This window comes from Vibrio sp. RW, assembly GCF_027587105.1.
Lineage (GTDB): Bacteria > Pseudomonadota > Gammaproteobacteria > Enterobacterales > Vibrionaceae > Vibrio > Vibrio toranzoniae.
On the sequence record NZ_JAPPTM010000005.1, the window covers coordinates 124,643 to 146,834 of the forward strand.

Sequence of the window (22,192 nt, forward strand, 5' to 3'; positions counted from 1 at the left end):
CAACACCACCAATTTAGCGTTTATTTATTACGCTTGCTGTTTTTGTAGCTCAGCTTCTTTCGCTTCGTCTTCGATTAGAGAATCAACGATGACTGCACATGCTGCATCACCAGTGATGTTCAGAGCAGTACGGATCATGTCGAAGATACGGTCTAGAGCGAACAACAGAGGTAGACCTTCGATAGGGATACCAGCTGCTAGAAGAACCGCAACCACTAGGAAAGAAGGGCCTGGAACACCAGCTTGACCAACTGCGCCTAGTGTAGACGTTACGATGATAGCAACGTAAGCACCCATAGAGAGGTCGATGTTGAACAGCTGTGCAAAGAAGATAGCCACTAGGCCGTAGTAAATTGCGTTACCAGACATGTTGATCGTCGCGCCAAGAGGTAGAACGAATGAAGCGGTAGAGTTACGAACACCAAGCTCTTTCTCTACGGTTTCCATTGTTACTGGTAGTGTTGCCATAGAAGAGGCTGTTGATAGTGCAACCGCTTGAGGTTTCTTCATTGCCACTAGGAACTTCTTCGCAGAAGTCTTAGTGAAGATTTGAATCATCAGTGGGTAAGCCACAAAGCCGAAGATCAGGATCGCAGCGATGTAAACAATAAACAGCTTGAACACAACCATAAGTGCGCCAAAACCGAATGTACCTACTGCTTCTGCCATTAGGCCGAACACGCCAAGTGGAGCGATGATCATAACCTTGTTGATCATCCAAACCATTGCATCAACAATCGCATTTACACCGTTGATGATAGGATCACGCTTCTCTTTTGCTTGTTTAGAGATCGCAATACCAAAGAATAAGCAGAAAACTAGAATTTGAAGAATGTTTGCTTCGTTCAGTGATTGGAAAACGTTGGTCGGGATCATGCCTGTGATGGTTGCCCAAAACGTTGGGAGCTCGCCTTTCGCAGCGTATTCAGAAGAGAACATGCCTTCTACGCCAGAAACATCGATACCACGACCCGGTTCGAATACTTCACCCATTACCAGCGCTAGGGCTACAGCAAGTGCAGACGTTAGTGCGAAGTAACCCAGTGTTGTTACACCGACTTTACCAGCCGATGAGCTATTACCTAGACCAGCAGCACCTGAAATTAGGGCAACCGCGACGAGAGGAATAACCAGCATCTTGATCAAGTTGATGAAGATAGCACCCAGTGGAGCGAACATAGTTGCGCTGTCACCCATCATCGCACCGACTACGGTACCGACGATCATTGCAATAACGACTTGAATGCCGATATTGCTTAGTAAATTCTTTTCTTTTAACACTTCCATAACCTCTGTGCTACTAAATATAAAAATCCCAGAACTACTCACCAATGAACGATGTGCCATTGGATAAATATTTCGCTAAGAGTTTTACACGTATCTTTTACATTTATCAATATGAGCTGAGGTGAAAACCCTCTAAAAACACGTGGTCTAATGTTATTTGTCGCTTTTTTGTGTCCAAGCAAACGTTTGCTTTTGGGTTTTATTGCTCGAGCATTTGTTGGGTTTATGGAATTTATGTTTAAAGATGCATTTGTGAATGGTTTCCCCCTTCGGTGGTAGAAGTGCTTTGTTAACATTTAGGTTTCATTTGTGCGCTTTTTTTTGCTCATTGGATATGGGGGAGATATTGATAAGTGTGTTGTGGGAAATTCAGCCTGAGCTATGCTTAAGATAACGAATTATTACCAAGATGTTACCTCTACGCTTTAAATAAACGTCTATTTAGCATCTCAATTGTAAGGAGAGGGGCTATGACTTTTATATTAAAGTACTTGTTTGCGTTTCTTCTGTTGTTTAGCTCTGCGAATGTTCAGGCCGATGATGTCTGGGTGATAGAGGTGAATGGAGGTATAGGTCCGGCGACCAGTGATTACCTCACGAGAGAAATAGAACAAGCCCACGATGAGCAAGCTAAGCTCATCATATTGAAAATGAACACGCCCGGCGGGTTAGATACGTCGATGCGCGACATTATTCGATCCATCACCACATCACCAGTTCCCATTGCGACTTGGGTTGGTCCTGCAGGATCACGCGCGGCAAGTGCAGGGACTTATATTTTACTCGCCAGTCACATCGCTTCTATGGCTCCAGGAACCAATTTGGGGGCAGCAACTCCAGTGTCTCTTGGTGGAGGTAAAGGCCCTTCTAATCCGTTATCCCCACAAGAAGACGCGAATAAAGACGACAACGGCACAGCCAATGAGCAAGGTTCACCTAAAGAAGAGAGCTCCGAGCAAGTAAAAGCCACCACTGCGATGGAGAAAAAGGTGATCAACGATGCTTCCGCTTACATTGTTAGCCTAGCTAAATTGCACAATCGTAATGAAGAGTGGGCAGAAAAGGCGGTGAGAGAAGCAGCGAGTTTGGATTCAGAGAATGCACTCGAATTTAACGTTATTGATTTCATTGCCAGCGATATTCAGCAACTGGTCGAGATGAGCAATGGGCGCACCATCGCAATCAACGGTGTCAGCCAGGAAATTCTGCTCAACGAGGTGGCTTTTGTTGAGCGAGAACAAGACTGGCGCTTTAGTTTGCTCTCGGTTATCACCAACCCGAACGTAGCTTATATTCTCATGCTTATCGGCATCTACGGTTTGTTGCTTGAGTTCTATAACCCTGGTGGTGGTTTACCGGGTGTGCTTGGTGGTATTTGTTTGTTGCTCGCCATGTATTCCTTACAAATGCTGCCTGTAAGTTATGCCGGCCTTGCTTTGATCTTGTTGGGTATTGCGCTAATGATCGCAGAAGCGTTTAGCCCGAGTTTTGGTATTTTCGGTTTGGGTGGCGTCGCTGCATTTACATTGGGCTCAATCATGCTAATGGACACAGAGGTGCCGGGCTATCAAATCGCCTTGCCACTAATTATTGGAATCAGTTTGTTCTCTGTGGCATTTATTGTCGTAACAATATCAATGCTAGTCCGAGTAAGAAACAGACCAGTGACCACGGGGATGGAAGCCGTGGTCGGCGAGACAGGTAAGGTGGTCAGCGGTTTTCCGGGTGCGGGTCGAGTGCTGGTTGAAGGTGAGATCTGGCAAGCTAAATGCGCCGATGAACTGAAAGCGGGGCAGAGTATCAGAGTCACCAAGCTAACAGGGCTTTCTTTGGATGTTGAGGCGCTGCCCGATGAGAGATCATCGAAACCTAGTTAGGCGCGCCATGCAGGGCAAACTTGATCGAATTATTTATTGCTTAACCATCGTTACCATTAGGGGGCGGTTATGTTTATACACATTATAGGTATTGTCATCGTGCTCGTTATCTTGTTGATAGCCAGCATGTTCAGAGTGTTACGTGAGTACGAGCGCGCAGTGGTGTTCTTCCTTGGGCGCTTTTACGGTGTGAAAGGACCGGGGTTGATTATCATCATCCCCTTTATTCAACAGATCGTGAGAGTGGATTTACGAACAATCGTATTAGACGTACCGACACAAGACTTGATCACTCGTGACAATGTGTCGGTTAAGGTCAATGCAGTGGTCTACTTCAGAGTGCTGGATCCAAAGATGGCGATCAATAATGTGGAGAACTACCTCGAAGCGACCAGCCAGCTGTCACAAACGACGTTACGTTCCGTATTGGGGCAACATGAGTTGGATGAACTGTTGTCTGAGCGAGAAGAACTCAACAGAGACTTACAATTGATACTGGATCAACACACGGATAATTGGGGAATTAAGATAGCCAATGTTGAGATTAAACATGTTGATCTTGATGAAAGTATGGTGAGAGCCCTAGCGAAACAAGCGGAAGCTGAGCGAACCCGTCGAGCTAAGGTAATACATGCGACGGGTGAGCTCGAAGCTTCTGCTAAGCTAAGAGAGGCAGCAGAAGTATTGAATAAGGCGCCTAACGCCATTCAGTTACGATATATGCAAACATTAACCGAGGTTGCGAATGAACGCACGACAACGATCGTATTCCCGATGCCGGTCGATCTAGTGGATAAAATCACCGATCCAATCAAAGCGACACTCAATGAGGCCGCGATTAACAAAGCGATGAAAGTGGACGATTAGCTAGCGTGAATCACAAACAATAAAAAAGGCGTCACATATGTGGCGCCTTTCAGGATCTAAAGTGTTTAGCTAATGCTCTAAAGATTACTTCTGTGTTGCGGCTTTCATTGGCGTTACAAACTCAGCCAATGCTTTAAGCATTGCTTCTGGTTGTTCAACGTTGTTCTCAATGATTTTTACAACTGCTGAGCCTGAGATTGCACCGGCAGCGCCAGCTTGAATCGCTTCTTTTACTTGCTCAGGAGCCGAGATGCCGAAACCAAGCAATGCTGGTGGCGCGTCGAATTTGTTCAAACGATCAAGTAGCGCGGTTACTGGCATGTTTGCCTTTGTTTCAGCACCTGTTACGCCTGAGCGAGAAAGTAGGTAAGTGTAACCACCACCTAACTCAGATACTGACTGAAGTGTTTCATCGCTTGCTGTTGGTGGAGCAATAAAGATTGGGTGAATACCAAACTTCTTCGCTGCAGCCACAAACTCACCGCTTTCGTTGGTTGGTACGTCTGCAATCAATACTGAATCGATACCTGCATTAGCACAACGCTCGTAGAAGTTCTCGATACCACGTGCGTAAACCAAGTTTGCGTACATCAGTAGGCCGATTGGCAGCTCTGGGTATTTAGCGCGAATTTGACCAATAAGATCAAAACATACATCTGGCGTTACTTTAGAATCTAAAGCACGAATGTTTGCGCCTTGGATTGTCGGGCCATCTGCAAGCGGATCTGAGAATGGGATACCAAGCTCAAGTGCGTCAGCACCAGCTTCAACTAGCGTTTCCATGATCTTAAGAGACTGCTCAGGGTTAGGATCGCCAACCGTTACGAATGGTACAAATGCGCCCTGATTCTTTTCAGCTAAGCGAGTGAAGAGTGATTGATAGCGATCCATTATAATGTTCCTTTCTCTTTAAGAATGTCGTGTACGGAGAAAATGTCTTTATCACCACGTCCAGATAGGTTAACCACTAATAGCTGCTCTTTCTCTGGGTCGTCGTGAGCCATTTTAACAGCATGAGCTAAAGCATGAGAGGACTCTAGCGCTGCGATGATGCCTTCGTTACGTGCGATAGCTTGGAAAGCTTCTAGTGCTTCGTCATCGGTTACGTTTTCGTATTCAGCACGACCAATGGCATTTAGGTGAGCATGTTGAGGGCCAACTGATGGGAAGTCTAGACCCGCAGATACAGAGTAGGACTCTTCTACTTGGCCGTTCTCATCTTGCATCAGTGGTGCTTTCATACCAAAGAAGATACCCGTTTTACCGTGCTTAAGTGGCGCGCCGTGTTGGTCGGTATCAATACCTTTACCAGCTGGCTCAACACCGATTAGGCGAACCGTTTCTTCTTCAATGAAATCAGCGAACATGCCGATAGCGTTTGAACCGCCGCCAACACAAGCGATAACAGCATCAGGCAGGCGACCTTCACGCGCTAGAATTTGGTTCTTCGTTTCTTCACCAATCATGCGTTGGAAATCACGAACGATGGTTGGGAACGGGTGAGGGCCAGCCGCAGTACCCAATAGGTAGTGTGCGTCTTCATAAGTTGCAGACCAGTCACGTAGCGCTTCGTTACACGCATCTTTTAGCGTTGAAGAGCCAGAATGAACAGGGATAACCTCTGCGCCCATTAGTTTCATACGGAATACGTTCGGGCTTTGACGTTCAACGTCTTTAGCGCCCATGTAAACACGACACTTAAGACCTAATAGAGCACATGCTAGCGCCGTCGCAACACCGTGTTGGCCTGCGCCAGTTTCAGCGATGATTTCTTGTTTACCCATACGTTTAGCAAGTAGCGCTTGACCCAGTACTTGGTTTGTTTTGTGTGCGCCACCGTGAAGTAGGTCTTCACGCTTGAGGTACAGTTTGGTTTTTGTACCTTTGGTTAGGTTGCGAGTGAGCGTTAGTGCCGTTGGACGACCCGCGTACTCTTGAAGAAGCGTCATGAATTCACTGCGGAACTCAGGATCGGCTTGTGCATCGATAAATGCTTGTTCAAGTTGGTCTAGTGCTGGCACTAGGATCTGCGGTACGTATTGACCACCGTATTCACCAAAGTAGGCATCGAGTTTAGCCATTGTGTTATTCCTTCAATTCTATTGATGTGTATTCACACCAAGTCGTTTAATCTTGATTGAGCTTCGCAAAAGGCAAAGCCCACAAATATGTTTTTCGTTTCTGCTTTCTAAGCTCTGGGCTCTAGATTTCAAGTTCTAGGTTTTAAATTCTAGAAACCGAACTAATAATTACGAATCGCTGCAAAAGCACGTTGCAGCTTGTCTGCGTCTTTTTTACCTGGAGCGGATTCAACACCAGAGTTTAGGTCTAACCCTAAGCAGCCCAATTTAGCGGCTTGGTTAGCATTTTCTGGGTTTAAACCACCTGCCAACATGATTGCGCTTTGGTTGTTGATCAGGCTCCAATCGAACGCTTGACCTGTACCACCCGTTTGAGAACCTACTTTAGTATCTAGCAGGTGGCGAGTCACGTTGCTTTCCAGTAATTCTGGTAACGCGCTTTTAGCACCGGAAGCATCGCCAGAAGCCACACCATAAGCTTTCCAAATCTCAACGCTTTCAGGCAGTGATTGTTTTAGCTCGTCGACATACGCTTGAGACTCATCACCGTGCAGTTGTACAGCAAACAAACCGAGCTCAGAAACCGTGTTAGCCACATCTGCCACGCTGTGGTTTTGGAACACACCCACGTAGTTCAGCGGTGCTCCGCTCATCGTTAAACGAGCCGCTTCGATATCCACATGACGCTTAGACGCTTCAACGAAAATCAGACCACCGAATACCGCGCCTGCTTGATACGCTTTTGCTGCATCGTCAGAGTGAGTTAAACCACACACCTTGTTTTCTCCCAGCGTTACTTTACGCACTGCAAGTTCAAGGTTTTTCTCTGCCATTAGAGAACTGCCGATTAGGAAGCCATCTGCAAACGTTGAAAGGTCACGCACTTGTTGGTGGTTGTAGATGCCCGACTCTGAAATCACGACTGCGTTTGGAGCCAATTCGCGAATCAGCGGCGCCAACTCTTTAGTACGGTTCAAATCAGTCGAAAGGTCACGTAGGTTACGGTTATTAATACCGATCACTTTTGCTTTTAAAGCGACAGCGCGGTGAAGCTCTTCTTCGTTGCTGACTTCAGTAAGCACACCCATGTTGAATGAGTGAGCAACCTCAGCAAGTGCTTGGTACTCTTCATCATCCAATACCGATAGCATCAACAAGATAGCATCAGCTGAATAGTGACGAGCTAGGTAAACTTGGTAGGTATCAACCATGAAGTCTTTACACAGAATCGGTTGCTTAGCAATGCTGCGAACCTTAGGTAAAAACTCAAAATCACCTTGGAAGTATTTCTCGTCGGTCAGAACTGATATTGCGTTTGCGTGGTTGTTGTAAACCGATGCAATGTAATCCAAATTAAACTCGTCACGGATTAGCCCTTTTGACGGAGATGCCTTCTTACATTCAGTGATAAAAACCGTTTGGTCGCCGCTCAGAGCATCATAAAAGCTGCGGTCTGTTGCGGTTAACGCCGCTTTAAACTCATCTAATGGTTGAGTCTGCTTACGCGCTGCAACCCATTGGTATTTATCACGAACGATTTTTGCTAGTACTTCCGCCATTTCTGCTTCTTTGACTGAAACGTGGGTCGACAGTTTATCGGTATTCTGTGTCATGTTCTTTGTCTCGTCATTCGTTAGGCGTGTGCAGCAAGCTTTTGTACAAGCTCGTACGCTTTGCCAGAGTTCATTGCGTCAATCGCTTGCTGTGCGTTGGCTTTCAGATCTTCGTGACCAAATAGACGCATCAGTAGAGCAACGTTCACGGCTACTGCGCCAACTTGTGCTTCAGTGCCTTTACCTGTCAGGATATCGGTTGTGATGGCTTTGTTCTCTTCTGGCTCGCCGCCCTTAATGGCTTCAAGCGGGTGAATGTTCAAACCAAAGTCAGCCGGTGTCACTGTGTATTCGTGAATCTTGCCATCTTTAATTTCGGCAACGATAGTTTCGCCATGAATTGCTACTTCATCAAGGCCGCTACCGTGAACAACCGCCGCGCGCTTCATACCCATTTGTAACATGGTTTCTGCGATAGGGCGTACTAGCTCTTTGCTGTAAACCCCCATTAATTCGATGTTAGGGCGAGCAGGGTTAATTAATGGACCAAGAATGTTGAAGATAGTGCGTGTTTTCATTGTTTGACGAACAGGCATCGCGTGACGTACACCGCCGTGATATTGCGGAGCAAATAGGAATGCTACGCCAAGTTCATCAACAGCCGTGCGAGTGTCTTCCGCTGTCATCGCTAGGTTGATGCCAAACGAATCCAGTAGGTCAGAAGAGCCTGATTTGCTCGAGGCACTGCGGTTACCGTGCTTGGCGATTTTTAATCCACATGCAGCGGCAACAAACGCAGAAGTCGTTGAGATATTAATGGTGTTATGACCGTCACCACCTGTACCTACGATGTCTGCGAAATCGTAATCAGGGCGTGGGAACGGGTTTGCATTCGCAAGTAGTGCTTTCGCTGCGCCAGCGATTTCATCGGGCGTTTCGCCTTTGATTTTCAATGCAGTTAGCGCAGAAGCCATCAAAATTGGGTCTAGTTCGCCCTTAATGATGACATCAAACAGTTGTTGGCTTTCTTCTTGAGTAAGAGACTGCTGTTCGTAAAGTTTATTAATCTGTTCCATGATCTTGTCCTATTTCCCGTTCTTCTCTAGGCGAAGAGGTTTCTCAAGAGCCCATTCGATAGCGTTTGCTAGAAGCGTTGCACCGTAAGTCGTCATAATTGATTCAGGGTGGAATTGGAATCCACAAACCTTGTCTTGTTCTTGAACCACAGACATGACCAAATCATCGACTTCAGCGGTCACTGTTAGGCTATCGGATACATGCGTTGCTACCAAAGAGTGGTAGCGAGCGATAGCCAATGGAGAAGGTAGACCTTGGTAAGTCGCATGGTTTTGGTGTTCCATCATCGACACCTTGCCATGAATTATTTCGCCAGCGCCTGCAACGGTACCGCCATAAGCTTCAACAATCGCTTGGTGGCCTAAGCAAATACCAATCATTGGCACTTTGCCTTTTAGCAACTGAATCAGCTCAGGCATGCAGCCCGCGTCTGCTGGAGCGCCAGGGCCCGGTGAAAGCAGTGCTACCGGGTTGTCTAATTCGTTGATTGCCGCTTCAACTACCTTCGCGGGAATGTTGTTACGGTAAATCTTTACGCTGTGACCTAATGAACGGAACTGGTCTACAAGGTTGTAAGTGAACGAGTCGAAGTTATCGATGAATACAATATCAGCCATGATTACGACTCCTTCTTGCTTGATGCGTGTTGGTGAAGAGCTACGTTTTTAGTATGTGCAGCTTGAATCGCTGAGATGACCGCTTGAGCTTTACCGCGAGTTTCGTCAGCTTCTGCTTGTGGGTCTGAATCGAATACCACACCAGCCCCCGCTTGTACTTGTGCTACGCCATCTTCAACGTAAGCAGAGCGAATCACGATACACGTATCTAACGTGCCTTCACCGGTTAGGTAACCGACTGCGCCACCATAGCTACCACGACGCGTTTTTTCTACATCGCGAATAAGCTGCATTGCGCGGATTTTTGGTGCACCCGTCAGCGTCCCCATGTTCATACAAGCTTGGTAAGCGTGTAGCGCATCTAAGTCTTCACGTAGCTGACCAACTACGCGAGAAACCAAGTGCATCACATGGCTGTAGCGGTCAACTTTCAGCAAGTCTGCAACGTGGCGAGTGCCAGCTTCGGCAATACGGGCCACATCGTTACGTGCTAGGTCGACCAGCATCATGTGTTCTGCGTTTTCTTTCTTGTCGGTGCGCAGTTCAAGTTCGATACGACTATCTAGGTCGAAATCGATTTGACCATCAGGGCGCTTACCACGACGACGAGTACCCGCAATTGGGTAGATCTCAATTTGGTTGGTTTCAGTTTCGTATTTCAGCGCGCTTTCTGGAGAAGCACCGAACAGAGTAAACAGCTCATCTTGCATGTAGAACATGTAAGGGCTTGGGTTGCTTTGCTTAAGCTCTTTGTAGGCTGCTAGTGGAGCAGGGCAAGGAAGCGTGAATCGGCGTGAAGGTACCACTTGGAATACGTCGCCTTTTACTACGTATTCTTTTAGGTCACGAACCGTTTGGCAGAAATCTTCGTCTGAAACGCTTGGTACGGCGTCCACGTTGTCTAGTGGCGTAACTTCTGTGATCGCTTTCAGTGATTGACACTGTGTTTGAACGTCGGCTAAACGCTCTGTCAGTTGCGCTTTAATGCTTTCATCTTGAGTGAATAAGCTTGCGTGAAGCAGGCCTTCGTTCTCTTGGTGGTCGAAACGTAATAGTGTTTCAGCCACGTAGAAAACAAAGTCAGGGCACTTGTTGGTTGCTTGTGCATCGCCTAGCGGTTCAAAGTTCGCCACGATGTCGTAAGCGAATAGGCCAGCCATGAATAACGCGTGTTTGTTGCTTGGGTCTTGCTCGAAACTGTGCTGAACCAAACGCAGAGCATCAAAAGAAGAGGCTTCTCTTAAACGCGAGTCTTCGTCCAATTCGTTGCTTGGTTCGACAAAAGTTAGCGTTAGTAAGTTATCGGTCAGATCAGATTTAATATCTGCTTTAACGTTTTGAGTTAGATGCTCGATAAGCGCTTGACCATTTTGGGTCAACGCTTGAAAGGTTACTTCATGTCCGCGACATACGATGCGAACTGCAGAATCGATAAGGAGTAGGCTTGTTAGGTTCTGTTTAGATTCAATTTCAGCAGATTCCAGCAGCAAGCTGTCTGTTTTATTTTCACATAACGTATGAAAAACACTGGTTGGATCTTGCGAGTAGGGAACTGAAGAATTGATGGTCTCAATAGCTCCCAGCTTTTTGATTTCAATGGCCTTGTTCACAAGACCTCCTTTATGATTTTTTAAATTTCCTGCCGTACATAGTCGCATAAAGATACCCTTCACCCAATATAGAATATGGTTAACTCGTTGATTTGTTAGTGAGTGGAATGTGAAATGTTCGACAAATTAAAAAGCCCGCTATGAAAGCGGGCTTAGTGATAACTTTTTTATAAACAAATCGTTTAACTAGAAGTACACATTAGCCCACCAAGAACTTGTCCAAGTGCGCCACCAATTAAGCTCAGAACTTGCTTCTGCTGAAGAAAGTTCTAAAACTTTGTCTTTATGGTACTGGTTAAATTCTTGTAACATAGTGAACCTATTAAATGTGATACTTCGTATTTGTGTACTAGTTAACTAGTTTTACTCTTGCAGGTCAAGTGTGTTGACACAAATATAACGATAAAAATTGAAAACAATGAAAAAGAATATATGAGAATTGATCTACATAGTCATACAACAGCCTCAGATGGCCGACTTACTCCACCTGAACTGATTGACCGAGCGCTAGGCTTTAACATCGAAGCGTTAGCGATTACAGATCATGATACGACTGATGGGCTTGCGGAAGCACGCAACTATATTGCTGACAACAATCTTCCTATTCAGTTGATTAACGGAATCGAGATTTCAACCGTTTGGCAAAACAAAGATATCCATATTGTTGGGTTAAACGTCGATCCTGAATCGCCAGAATTGAAAACGTTAATTGAACAGCAAAAGCTTCATCGTATTGGGCGTGCTGAGATGATTGCTCAACGACTCGAAAAGGCGACCCGAGAAGGGGTGCTAGAAGAAGTTAAACTAATTGCAGGTGATGCGCCTATCACTCGTGCTCACTTTGCTAAATGGTTAGTCGATAATGGCTACGCGAAAACCATGCAGCAAGTGTTTAAAAAGTTTTTGACTCGCAACAATCCAGGTTATGTACCACCAACGTGGTGCTCAATGAGTGACGCCGTAACGGCGATTCATGCGGCAGGTGGACAAGCTGTGCTAGCACACCCTGGAAGATATGGCCTCACCGCGAAGTGGGTTAAGCGCCTTCTCGCAGCATTTGTTGAAGCAAATGGTGACGCTATGGAAGTTGCTCAACCTCAGCAAGCGCAACAAGAAAGGCGCACACTTGCGGATTATGCTATACAATACAAACTATTAGCCTCCCAAGGCAGTGACTTCCATTATCCGTCTCCGTGGATGGAACTTGGACGTAATCTCTGGCTACCTTCTGGGGTCGAAGAAGTATGGAAAGATTGGGAGTTTCAAACGGTGTCACCATCTGATACTAATGACAGTATTTAGGTGAACCAGCTCCTTCTGATGATAGAGTCGAGAGATTCGATAACGAGGATCAACAATGAGCCAGTTTTTTTATGTACACCCAGATAACCCACAAGCGCGTTTAATCAGCCAAGCGGTTGCTATCATTCGCAATGGCGGTGTAGTGGTTTATCCAACAGATTCCGGTTATGCACTGGGTTGTCAGCTTGAGAACAAACAAGCACTTGAACGTATTTGTAAAATTCGCCGTATTGACGATAAACACAACTTCACTTTGTTATGTCGTGACCTGTCTGAATTGTCACTTTATGCACGAGTAGATAACGTGGCTTTCCGTCTGCTTAAGGCGCATACGCCAGGTGCTTACACGTTTATTTTTAAAGCGACCAAAGAAGTGCCAAAGCGTTTAATGAACGCGAAACGTAAAACCATTGGTATTCGTGTACCAGACAATAAGATTGCACTTGACCTTTTGGAAGCGATGGGCGAACCCCTGATGTCGACGTCACTGATCCTGCCTGGTAACGAGACGACGGAGTCGGATCCTGAAGAGATTCGTGACAGCCTTGAGCACGCCGTTGATGTCATCTTGAATGGCGGATACTTGGGCGAACAACCAACGACCGTTATTGACTTCAGTGACGATGACGCCGTGATTTTACGTCGTGGTGCCGGTGATCCAGCGCCGTTTGAATAATCGATTTACTGATTAACAGTCTGTAACGATACAGAGAACCTGCCATAGTAAATAACAAGTGCTTTTTGGCGGGTTATTTGCGATAATACGCGACCGCGATTTGGTCGCGAAAAATTCATTCGACGTCTGTGAAGACGACAATTAGGTAGAAAAGAGTAAATGAGCGAAAAATTACAGAAGGTTTTAGCGCGAGCTGGTCACGGCTCTCGTCGTGAACTAGAAGGTTTAATCAAATCTGGTCGTGTTAGTGTTAATGGTCAAGTGGCGAAATTGGGTGAACGTCTTGAAGACGAGAACTCAGTGATCCGTATCGATGGTCACACTGTCTCTGGTAAAGCTTCTGAAGAAGTAGTTTGTCGTGTACTTGCATACTACAAACCTGAAGGTGAGCTTTGTACTCGTCACGATCCTGAAGGCCGCCGTACTGTTTTCGATCGTCTACCTAAAATCCGTGGGTCTCGTTGGATTTCAGTTGGTCGTCTTGATGCCAATACATCGGGTCTTTTGCTTTTCACTACTGATGGTGAACTTGCAAACCGTTTAATGCACCCAAGCCGTCAAGTTGAGCGTGAATACCTAGTACGTGTATTTGGTGAAGTGACTGAGCAAAAAGTTAAAAACGTAACTCGAGGCGTAGAATTAGAAGACGGCATGGCTCGTTTCGAAGATGTAGTCTACGCCGGCGGTGAAGGTATGAACCATACTTTCTACGTAGCGATTAACGAAGGCCGTAACCGTGAGGTTCGTCGTCTTTGGGAATCACAAGATACAACAGTAAGCCGTTTGAAGCGTGTACGTTACGGTGATATCTACCTTGATAAGAAACTGCCTCGCGGCGGTTGGAAAGAACTAGATCTTCAAGAAGTTAACTACCTACGTCAGTTGGTTGAGCTCAACCCAGAGAAAGAAACTTTGTTGGATCTTGATCCTTCAAACACTTCTCGTAAGCGTGAGCGTTCTCGTAGCCAAAAAATTCGTCGTGCTGTTAAGCGTCACGAAGAGCGTGCAAATGCACCAAAAGGCCGTAGCAACCAGTCTAAGCGTAAGAAGCCAGCGACTCGTGGTACTACAACACCTGATTCAGGTCGTAGTGCTCCAGCTGCTAAAGGTAAGCCTCAGGCTAACAAAAGCAAGCCTAAGATGAACAATGGTCGTCCGGCTAAACCAGCTAAGCCAAGAACACGTCAGTAATCGCGTAAGTTATTAACGTAACGCTTTATTAGCTGAAACACTGAATACTAAAAAACCTGCTAACTGAGCAGGTTTTTTTACATCTGAAGAAATAGAAGATGCGGGATGCGAGTAACCGAGTATCGAAAATATGTTGCCATAAACGACAGTAAGCGTGCCCTTCGTGTACGCGCATCTATAATCTGTTCGTATCTCGTATCTCGTATCTCGTATCTTCTACTTATGATTCGAAAAGTTATCGCCCTTCGCTAATCTATCGTAAAGCACAACGTTCACTGATGCGGCTAGGTTCATACAACCATTAGTTGGGACGTAAATTGTCTCACGACAGAAGTCAGTGATCTCTTTCTTTAGTGTGCCGTCTTCTGGGCCAAAGATGTAAAACGCACGTGGTGGATGCTTGTAATCAGGTAGAGGCTTTGCGCCCTCAATCAGATCGACAGCAACAGGTATGCAGCCTACTGGAATAATGCTTTTCAAGTCTTCAACACCAATTAGAGGCAGCGCTAGGTGCTTCTCTTTGGTATCGGTATGGAATTTTCGCGCGTGGTCGTAGCGTGTGCCCGTGTAAAACACAGAGTTGGCGCCGTAGCAGCCCGCCGCTCGTATTACTGAGCCTACGTTTTCAGGCGTCTTTGGGTTAACTAGGCCAATGCAGGCATAGCCTTTTGATTGTGTGTCTGTTTTTGCTTTGGTCATAATCAGTGAATCTAACGTTGATGATGAAAGTGGGTAGTCACGATGAGAAATAGCGCGATAAAAATAGCCGAGCAATGGGCTCGGCTAACTTTTAACTCACGTACATGAATACTTGTTTATTCATGCAAGGAGAGTCAACAGCGGTACTAGTCGCGTTTCCACAGCATGTGACAGAACTTATGGTCTGGATCACGGCTGATTAGCATGCGAGCAAATACGTCGTCTAGAACGTCATCGGCTTCATTCACAAGACCAATGCGTACTTCAGCGTAGATTTCTTTGTCGACTTCAAAGCCAACATGTTCAACCCAATCATCGCCAGTTTCAACAAGTTCTGCAGCGCCACGATCTTCAAACTGAGCAGTGAAAAGTATTACGTCTGCAGGTTCTAGGTTATCAGGTGCCATCTCTAGAAAGATGTCGTATGCAGTGTCAATTGCGTCGTCGTAAGACATTAGGTCGTTAGCTTCGGTCATAATAAGTATCTTAGCTTGCGCGGTTCATGTATTTACGTTCAGCTGTGTTCACAACAACTTTGTCGCCAGTTGCGATGTACTCAGGAACTTGAACAGTAAGGCCTGTAGACAGACGAGCTGGCTTAGTACGAGCAGAAGCAGATGCCCCTTTGATTGAAGGGTCAGTTTCTTCGATAATAAGCTCAACTGAAGTTGGTAGCTCTAGAGTCGCAGCGTTGCCGTCGATAAGGATCGCGTACAGGCCTTGAGTGTCTTCGTTGATGAACATTAGTTCGTCTTCGATAGTTTCACCGTTGAAGATGAATTGCGTGTAATCTTCGTTATCCATGAAGATGTACTCGTTACCATCTACGTAAGAGAACATGACTGCGCGCTTAGTAACGTCGATAGTTTCAACAATTTCGTCAGCCTTGTGACGAACTTCTGTTTTAACGCCAGTTGCTACATCGCTACCACGGAAGCGGTAAATCTTTTGACCGCCACGGCCACCAGGTGTTGTTACTTCGATATCTTTAACCAGTATTGTTTTGCCATCAACGTTGATCGCAAAACCTTTCTTAATTTCACTTGCTCTAGGCATTTTGTGTTTTTCCTTAGTGGGTCTATCCGCTGATTATATCTCGGAGATGCTATAAATAGGAATAGCTTGAATCATAAAGTCACCTAAGCGATCATAGAGTCACAGTTAAATCATTACTTTATTGACCGAAACGACCTATGCAGTTACCTGTTATTGACCCAACACAGCCATTTCAACCTGAATTCCAACCTGTGATTAACGATCTGATTACCTTTCTAAAAGGTGGGCTAGGTTCTAATCTGCACAGTGTTTACATTTATGGCAGTGTGGCACGCAAGCAAGCCGTTGTTGGTCGTTCGAATCTAGATGTGGTTGTGGTTACCCATCGTTCTTTTCCAGAACAACGAACCACCTTGTTGAACACTATCAAATGGCGCTTCCAAAAGAGCTTCCCACAAGTCACTCAAGTGGCGATTAAAACGACCTTGGTTAGCGAGGTCGTCGATTTTGACAACATCTTCACATGGGGTTTTATGCTCAAGCATTTGGCTGTCTGTGTGCACGGTGAAGACTTATCGGATTGCTATGGTGATTTTGAAACGAGTTGGGAAATTGCTAAGCATTGGAATATGGATGCGGAAAACTGGCTAGCGGTGTATCGCAACAAGATTGCCCGAGCAACCACGCCAGAACAACAAGTGGCCGCGCAAGTGATCATTGCTAAGAAGCTTCTAAGAGCGAGCTACTCCTTGGTGATGTATCGCGATAAATATTGGTTTGATGATCCTGTCGAATGCGGCCAACAGTTCTTGAAGTATCATCCAGATAAAGAAGTCGAGATCCAAAGGTTGGGTATATTACTTTCTGGAAGATCGATTCCTAAGCGTTCAGTGATCGGCATTCTGGATGGTTTTGGAGACTGGCTGGTTAAGCAGTATCAGAAAACGGAATTTCGAATTGGATAAGGCTATGTCACCCATTAATTGATGTAAAAAGCAGAATGAACTGAACATACTTCTGCTTTTTGTTTTTATGGCGCTTTGAAATTAGCGCTAGAAAAGACCTAATTGTTGACCACTGACTCTTTCAAAATCCAAACCGATGAAGGGCAATATAGCCTCTGCGACTGGTTTAATCTGCTTGTCGATGTAATGCTGATAATCAATACCACTCTTTAAATACTCTTTGGGCTCAGGGCCATTCTGAGTAATCACATATTGAATACGCCCTTTGTTTTGATATTGAAGCGGACGGCCGAGCTGAGCATTGATTTCGTCGGCCATTCTTGCAGCTCTAACTTGTGGCGGAATGTTTTTTTGATACTCATATAGCTTACGGCGTAAACGTTTTTGGTAAACCAGTAAATCATCGTGCTCACCGGCTGCGGTTTCATTCACAAACTGCCTAACGTAGTCCGTTGGATCTTGGTCGTGAAACACCATTTCATACAAGGTTTGTTGGAACTGCTGCGCGAGCGGTGTCCAATCAGTTCGTACACTCTCAAGTCCTTTGAAAATGATCTTTTCTTGGTCGCCTTGATTGATTAGACCGGCATAGCGTTTCTTCGAGCCTGTTTCTGAACCGCGAATTGTTGGCATCAGAAACTTGCTGTAGTGAGTTTCATATTCCAATTCAAGCATGGAGGTTAGGTTGTAGGTCTCTTTGAGGTGATTAGTCCACCAATTGTTAATGTACGCAACTAGCGTATGGCCAATCTCATCGGCTTGCTGTTGGTCATAACTTCCGTGCAGAGACACAAAGGTTGAATCGGTATCTCCATAGATAACTTGATAGCCTTTATCTTCGATAAGTACTTTGGTTTGCTTCATGATTTCATGACCACGCATGGTGATCGATGAGGCTAAGCGGGTATCGAAGAAACGACAACCAGACGAACCTAGTACACCATAAAACGAGTTCATGATGATCTTAATGGCTTGAGAGAATGCTTTTTCGTTGTTCTTCTTAGCAACGTCACGTGCTGCCCAGAGGTTTTCAATCATCTCTGGAAGGAAGTGCTTTGTACGGTGGAATTGACCACCCCGAAACCCAGCCACGGCCTGACCATTTTTTGAGCCTAGCTCTAACTTCAACCCTTCAATTAGTCCCATTGGGTCGATGAGGAACGAGCGAATGATAGATGGATATAGACTCTTAAAATCGAGTACTAATACAGAGTCGTAAAGGTTGGGGATAGAATCCATCACGTATCCCCCCGGGCTAGCGATCCAATTCTCAGGCTCTAGATTAGGCGCGACATAACCCGCTCTGTGTATCTGAGGTAGGTATAAATTAGTAAAAGCAGCAACAGAACCGCCAACACGATCAAGTTCGACACCGGTTAATCGCGAGCGCTCAATGGCGAAGTCGAGTAGGTGAGTGTGGTCGAAGATTCTGTTTACCAACACACAATCTTGAAGGTTGTACTTGGCGAGTGAAGGCTTATCGAATTTAAACATCCGGTTAATCTCATCCATACGGTCATGAACATTATGAATGTCTTTGCCTTCGCCGAGCAGTTCTTGCGATACCGACTCCAGTGACCAAGAACGGAAGTGGTAGGTTGCCGTTTTTAGCATATCAATGCCATCTAAAACAACGCGGCCAGGAATGGTAATAAAGCCTTGCTGACTTTGTGCTGAAGAGCGAAAGAAGCTCGGTTGGTTGTCTCGACCAATGTTGAGCTTCACTTCATTCCATTCTGAACGTTTGTGCAGTAGCCTAAAGTCGAAATCAATGACGTTCCAACCAATGATGATGTCAGGGTCAAATTCTGAAAACCATCTAATCATGGCTTCGAGCAGCGCTTTTTCGTTGGTAACCCATTGGATGTTGGTGTCTGCTTCTTGTGGTTCGCCGACCATGATCACTCGGCTATCCATTGGGCTATCTAAACCGATGGAGTAAAGCACGCCTTTTTCTGAACACTCAATATCTAGCGAGACTATTGATAATCTAGGTACGTAGTTTCCTGAGCGGCATTTTGCGTTTGAGACTCTGCGATGCTGGTTCTTTTGTACAACCGTGCCCGTGAATTCGATGCTGCCTTTGATAAAGCGTTCCATCAAGAATCGGTCGGCAAGCCGGATGTCACTTTCAAAGGTTTGGATTTCTTCGTTATGGAAAGCTTGCGCTAAGCCGAAGCTGTTTCTTGATAGCGAGGTGTAACAAGCTGCAAGAGGCGTTTGTTCGAAGGTCGCGAGTTCTAAAGGCTTAAATTGGCAGTCTATCGATTCTTTCGCTGCAATAGCCTGACACGCTGGCACATCAGATTGAGCGACAAAAAATACAGGCTTTTCATTTTGAATTGTCAGCAGAGTAGGGCCTTGAGGGGTACTTAGCCACAAATCGATTTGTGTGCGCCCTGAAAAATCTCTCGCTTGTCTTGTGAGTACAAAGCCTTGCTGAATATCCAATGTAGTAACCTATTGAAACTGGGAATCGAATACTACCATCTAGCGCTGAATTTCGCACAATAGGCTGGCCAAATAGTCATTAATTTATCGTTAATAGCGTTGAATAACGGGACTGTATAAGCAAAAAAGTGAAATTGTCACGAATGATTATTCAATGGTATTGAAAATATCTTTATCTTATGTAATTTTATTGGAATTGTTTTAACTAGTTGATTTTTAGCAAAAGCTTGTTGTTTTAGCTGTCTTATTTATAAATAAGTACTTGCTAAAGTTCGCATTTCAGCACATATTCAACAGAGCTTTTTTTTACTAATTAAGTTAAGATGTACTCAATGCTGCGATTCACTGTTCCTTTGTTTAATTGTTTCAAACAGATGAAATGACACAGTGGTTGCAGAGCCAATTAATAGTGTGGAGATACAAGTTTGATAAATGTTTTCCTTGTAGATGATCACGAGCTGGTTCGCACAGGGATACGACGTATTATTGAAGACGTCCGTGGAATGAACGTAGCAGGGGAAGCTGAAAGCGGTGAAGATGCTGCAAAATGGTGTCGTACTAACAATACAGATGTCATTTTGATGGATATGAATATGCCTGGTATTGGTGGCTTAGAAGCAACCAAGAAGATCTTGCGCTTCAACCCTGATGTTAAAATCATTGTTTTAACTGTTCATACGGAAAATCCGTTTCCAACTAAAGTGATGCAAGCTGGAGCTGCTGGTTACCTTACTAAAGGGGCAGGTCCGGATGAAATGGTCAATGCCATTAGAGTGGTGAATAGCGGCCAACGATACATTTCACCAGAAATTGCGCAGCAGATGGCTTTGAGCCAGTTTTCGCCTGCGTCTGAAAATCCATTCGCCGACTTATCTGAACGTGAATTGCAAATCATGATGATGATTACCAAAGGTCAGAGAGTGACGGATATTTCAGAACAACTCAATCTAAGCCCTAAAACAGTCAATAGTTACCGCTACCGTTTGTTCAGTAAACTGGATATCAGTGGCGATGTAGAGCTGACGCATTTAGCGATTAGACATGGAATGCTAGACACTGAGACCCTTTAACACTGAGATCGTATAGTGACTAACTTGTTTGACTCTGTCTCATTCCTTAAGACAGTAACAGAACAGCCTGGCGTTTATCGAATGTATAACGCCGAGGCTGTTGTTATTTACGTCGGTAAAGCTAAGAACCTCAAAAAACGCCTTTCCAGTTATTTCCGTAAAAAAGTCGACAGTGAAAAAACACGTGCTTTGGTCAGTAATATTGCCAAAATTGATGTCACTGTCACGCATACGGAAACAGAAGCTCTTATCCTCGAGCACAACTACATCAAGCAATACTTACCTAAATACAATGTACTGCTACGTGATGATAAGTCGTATCCTTATATTTTTATTAGCGGTCACAAACACCCTCGTTTGTCGATGCATCGTGGTGCTAAGAAGAAAAAGGGCGAATACTTTGGTCCTTATCCTGATTCCGGCGCTGTGCGCGAGACTCTACACTTAATACAAAAAATCTTTCCTGCTCGTCAGTGTGAAGATACGGTTTATGCCAACAGAACACGCCCATGCTTGATGTATCAGATTGGTCGTTGTGCTGCGCCATGTGTCAGTTCAATTATCTCTGATGAAGAGTACAGTGAACTTATCGACTACGTTCGCCTGTTCCTGCAGGGGAAAGATAAGCTAGTTCTTGAAACACTTATCGACAAGATGGACAAGGCGAGCCAAGAGCTTCGTTTTGAACAAGCGGCTGCTTTTCGCGATCAAATCCAAGCGATCAGACGCGTTCAAGAGCAGCAGTATGTATCTGACGATTCTATGGAAGATATGGACGTGTTGGGATTTGCCCAAGAGAATGGCGTGGCGTGCATTCACATCTTGATGATTCGCCAAGGTAAAGTCTTAGGTAGCCGAAGCCATTTCCCTAAAATTCCCCACAATACGGTGAGAGAAGAAGTTTTTTCGAGTTTTTTAAGCCAGTATTATCTAGCGCACAATGAAGCGAGAACCATCCCGACTCGTTTAATTTTAAATGCCGATTTGATGGATGATGTCGCACCTATTCAAGAAGCATTGTGTGAAGTCGCAGGTCGAAAGATACACTTCAACTCCAATCCTTCAGGGACTCGAGGCCGTTACCTTAAGCTGTCAAATACCAATGCATTAACGGCAATAACTACCAAGATTAATCACAAGATGACGATCAATCAGCGCTTTAAAGAGCTTCAAGAGGTGCTGTCGATGGATGCTATCAAACGCATGGAGTGTTTCGATATTAGCCACACCATGGGGGAAAGCACGATAGCTTCTTGTGTGGTATTCAATCCAGAAGGACCCGTTAAACCGGAATACCGTCGCTACAACATCACGGATATTACAGGCGGCGATGACTACGCTGCGATGGCTCAGGCGCTGGAGAGACGCTATTCGAAGCAGCTTGATGTCGATAAGATTCCAGACATCATCTTTATTGATGGCGGTAAAGGGCAGTTAAATAGTGCCTATGAGATTATTTCTCAATACTGGGGAGATTGGCCAGTTAGACCAAGAATGATGGGTATTGCGAAAGGGGTGACTCGTAAGCCTGGCCTAGAAACCTTAGTGACCTTAGAAGGCGAAGAATTTAACTTGCCCAGCGATGCGCCAGCGTTGCATCTAATTCAACACATCCGTGACGAGAGCCATAATCATGCGATTGCTGGCCACAGGGCGAAACGAGGCAAGACGCGTCGAACCAGTGCACTGGAAGGAATTGAAGGCGTAGGACCAAAACGTCGCCAAGCATTACTGAAATATATGGGGGGCTTACAAGAACTTAAACGTGCAACTGTCGAAGAAATAACCAAAGTGCCGGGCATTAGTCATTCTTTGGCAGAAAATATTTATCAAGCATTGAAACAATAGTAAAAATCCCGCACCATTGACGCGC

20 protein-coding genes and 1 other annotated feature are annotated in these 22,192 nt (G+C 45.3%); of the genes, 8 read left to right on the top strand and 12 right to left on the bottom strand.

Features of this window, described 5'->3' with window-relative positions:
- Window positions 1–27: 27 nt before the first annotated feature.
- Window positions 28–1,347 carry a dicarboxylate/amino acid:cation symporter gene (locus OCT63_RS06365; protein WP_443088545.1) on the bottom strand — a complete coding sequence of 440 codons (1,320 nt, stop codon included), beginning with the start codon at window positions 1,345–1,347 and terminating at the stop codon, window positions 28–30.
- 410 nt (window positions 1,348–1,757) lie between these two features.
- Between OCT63_RS06365 and OCT63_RS06370 the strand changes: the two genes are divergently transcribed.
- Window positions 1,758–3,164, top strand: coding sequence for an NfeD family protein (locus OCT63_RS06370; protein WP_161685908.1), 1,407 nt, complete (start codon window positions 1,758–1,760; stop codon window positions 3,162–3,164).
- Window positions 3,165–3,233: 69 nt separating this feature from the next.
- Entirely contained in the window at window positions 3,234–4,031 is a 798-nt protein-coding gene (locus tag OCT63_RS06375) for a slipin family protein (protein WP_060467451.1), read from the top strand.
- An 84-nt stretch (window positions 4,032–4,115) separates the two neighbouring features.
- On the opposite strand, the gene trpA is transcribed toward OCT63_RS06375, so the two are convergent.
- The 7 genes from trpA to OCT63_RS06410 all read right to left on the bottom strand — a co-directional run bounded on the left by trpA (window position 4,116) and on the right by OCT63_RS06410 (window position 11,281).
- Window positions 4,116–4,922, bottom strand: coding sequence for a tryptophan synthase subunit alpha (gene trpA, locus OCT63_RS06380; RefSeq protein ID WP_161685906.1), 807 nt, complete (start codon window positions 4,920–4,922; stop codon window positions 4,116–4,118).
- Complete coding sequence (gene trpB, locus OCT63_RS06385; protein WP_269983390.1) at window positions 4,922–6,112, bottom strand: tryptophan synthase subunit beta; 1,191 nt, start codon at window positions 6,110–6,112, stop codon at window positions 4,922–4,924. Before trpB ends, trpA begins: the two co-directional genes overlap by 1 nt.
- Window positions 6,113–6,273: 161 nt before the next feature.
- Window positions 6,274–7,725, bottom strand: a complete 1,452-nt coding sequence (gene trpCF / locus OCT63_RS06390) for a bifunctional indole-3-glycerol-phosphate synthase TrpC/phosphoribosylanthranilate isomerase TrpF (protein ID WP_269983391.1) — start codon at window positions 7,723–7,725, stop codon at window positions 6,274–6,276.
- Between the two features lie 20 nt (window positions 7,726–7,745).
- Window positions 7,746–8,741, bottom strand: a complete 996-nt coding sequence (trpD, locus tag OCT63_RS06395; RefSeq protein WP_269983392.1) for an anthranilate phosphoribosyltransferase — start codon at window positions 8,739–8,741, stop codon at window positions 7,746–7,748.
- Between the two features lie 9 nt (window positions 8,742–8,750).
- Complete coding sequence (locus OCT63_RS06400; RefSeq protein ID WP_269983393.1) at window positions 8,751–9,359, bottom strand: aminodeoxychorismate/anthranilate synthase component II; 609 nt, start codon at window positions 9,357–9,359, stop codon at window positions 8,751–8,753.
- A gap of 2 nt (window positions 9,360–9,361) precedes the next feature.
- On the bottom strand, window positions 9,362–10,969 hold the full coding sequence (locus tag OCT63_RS06405; protein ID WP_161678126.1) for an anthranilate synthase component 1: 1,608 nt from the start codon (window positions 10,967–10,969) through the stop codon (window positions 9,362–9,364).
- A 125-nt stretch (window positions 10,970–11,094) separates the two neighbouring features.
- Window positions 11,095–11,209: a sequence feature (Trp leader region), on the bottom strand.
- Window positions 11,156–11,281, bottom strand: coding sequence for a trp operon leader peptide (locus tag OCT63_RS06410; RefSeq protein ID WP_017055109.1), 126 nt, complete (start codon window positions 11,279–11,281; stop codon window positions 11,156–11,158). Its footprint overlaps the feature before it by 54 nt.
- Window positions 11,282–11,401: 120 nt before the next feature.
- On the opposite strand from OCT63_RS06410, the gene rnm reads away from it, so the two are divergent.
- From rnm to rluB, 3 genes are all read left to right on the top strand, one after another.
- Complete coding sequence (rnm, locus tag OCT63_RS06415; protein ID WP_060467458.1) at window positions 11,402–12,271, top strand: RNase RNM; 870 nt, start codon at window positions 11,402–11,404, stop codon at window positions 12,269–12,271.
- A gap of 55 nt (window positions 12,272–12,326) precedes the next feature.
- Window positions 12,327–12,947, top strand: a complete 621-nt coding sequence (locus OCT63_RS06420) for an L-threonylcarbamoyladenylate synthase (protein WP_060467459.1) — start codon at window positions 12,327–12,329, stop codon at window positions 12,945–12,947.
- A 159-nt stretch (window positions 12,948–13,106) separates the two neighbouring features.
- On the top strand, window positions 13,107–14,138 hold the full coding sequence (gene rluB / locus OCT63_RS06425) for a 23S rRNA pseudouridine(2605) synthase RluB (RefSeq protein ID WP_060467460.1): 1,032 nt from the start codon (window positions 13,107–13,109) through the stop codon (window positions 14,136–14,138).
- A 216-nt stretch (window positions 14,139–14,354) separates the two neighbouring features.
- Here the strand turns inward: rluB and OCT63_RS06430 are convergent, their stop codons facing one another.
- The 3 genes from OCT63_RS06430 to efpL form a co-directional block, all read right to left on the bottom strand.
- Entirely contained in the window at window positions 14,355–14,837 is a 483-nt protein-coding gene (locus tag OCT63_RS06430; RefSeq protein ID WP_269983394.1) for an RNA methyltransferase, read from the bottom strand.
- 146 nt (window positions 14,838–14,983) lie between these two features.
- Complete coding sequence (locus OCT63_RS06435; protein ID WP_017055114.1) at window positions 14,984–15,313, bottom strand: HI1450 family dsDNA-mimic protein; 330 nt, start codon at window positions 15,311–15,313, stop codon at window positions 14,984–14,986.
- Between the two features lie 10 nt (window positions 15,314–15,323).
- Window positions 15,324–15,893, bottom strand: a complete 570-nt coding sequence (gene efpL / locus OCT63_RS06440; protein ID WP_060467462.1) for an elongation factor P-like protein EfpL — start codon at window positions 15,891–15,893, stop codon at window positions 15,324–15,326.
- Window positions 15,894–16,030: 137 nt separating this feature from the next.
- Here efpL and OCT63_RS06445 point away from each other — a divergent pair, with 137 nt between their 5' ends.
- The gene (locus OCT63_RS06445; protein ID WP_269983395.1) at window positions 16,031–16,798 is read left to right on the top strand and encodes a nucleotidyltransferase domain-containing protein; all 768 of its coding nucleotides are present in this window, start codon (window positions 16,031–16,033) and stop codon (window positions 16,796–16,798) included.
- A gap of 87 nt (window positions 16,799–16,885) precedes the next feature.
- Here OCT63_RS06445 and OCT63_RS06450 read toward each other — a convergent pair whose 3' ends face one another.
- Window positions 16,886–19,249: a DNA polymerase II gene (locus OCT63_RS06450; protein WP_269983396.1), complete on the bottom strand. Its 2,364-nt coding sequence runs from the start codon at window positions 19,247–19,249 to the stop codon at window positions 16,886–16,888.
- Window positions 19,250–19,674: 425 nt separating this feature from the next.
- On the opposite strand from OCT63_RS06450, the gene uvrY reads away from it, so the two are divergent.
- Both uvrY and uvrC read left to right on the top strand, forming a co-directional pair.
- Entirely contained in the window at window positions 19,675–20,319 is a 645-nt protein-coding gene (gene uvrY / locus OCT63_RS06455; RefSeq protein WP_017055118.1) for a UvrY/SirA/GacA family response regulator transcription factor, read from the top strand.
- Window positions 20,320–20,334: 15 nt separating this feature from the next.
- A complete protein-coding gene (gene uvrC, locus OCT63_RS06460) occupies window positions 20,335–22,167 on the top strand; it encodes an excinuclease ABC subunit UvrC (RefSeq protein ID WP_060467465.1) in 1,833 nt (610 codons plus the stop codon).
- Window positions 22,168–22,192 lie beyond the last annotated feature (25 nt).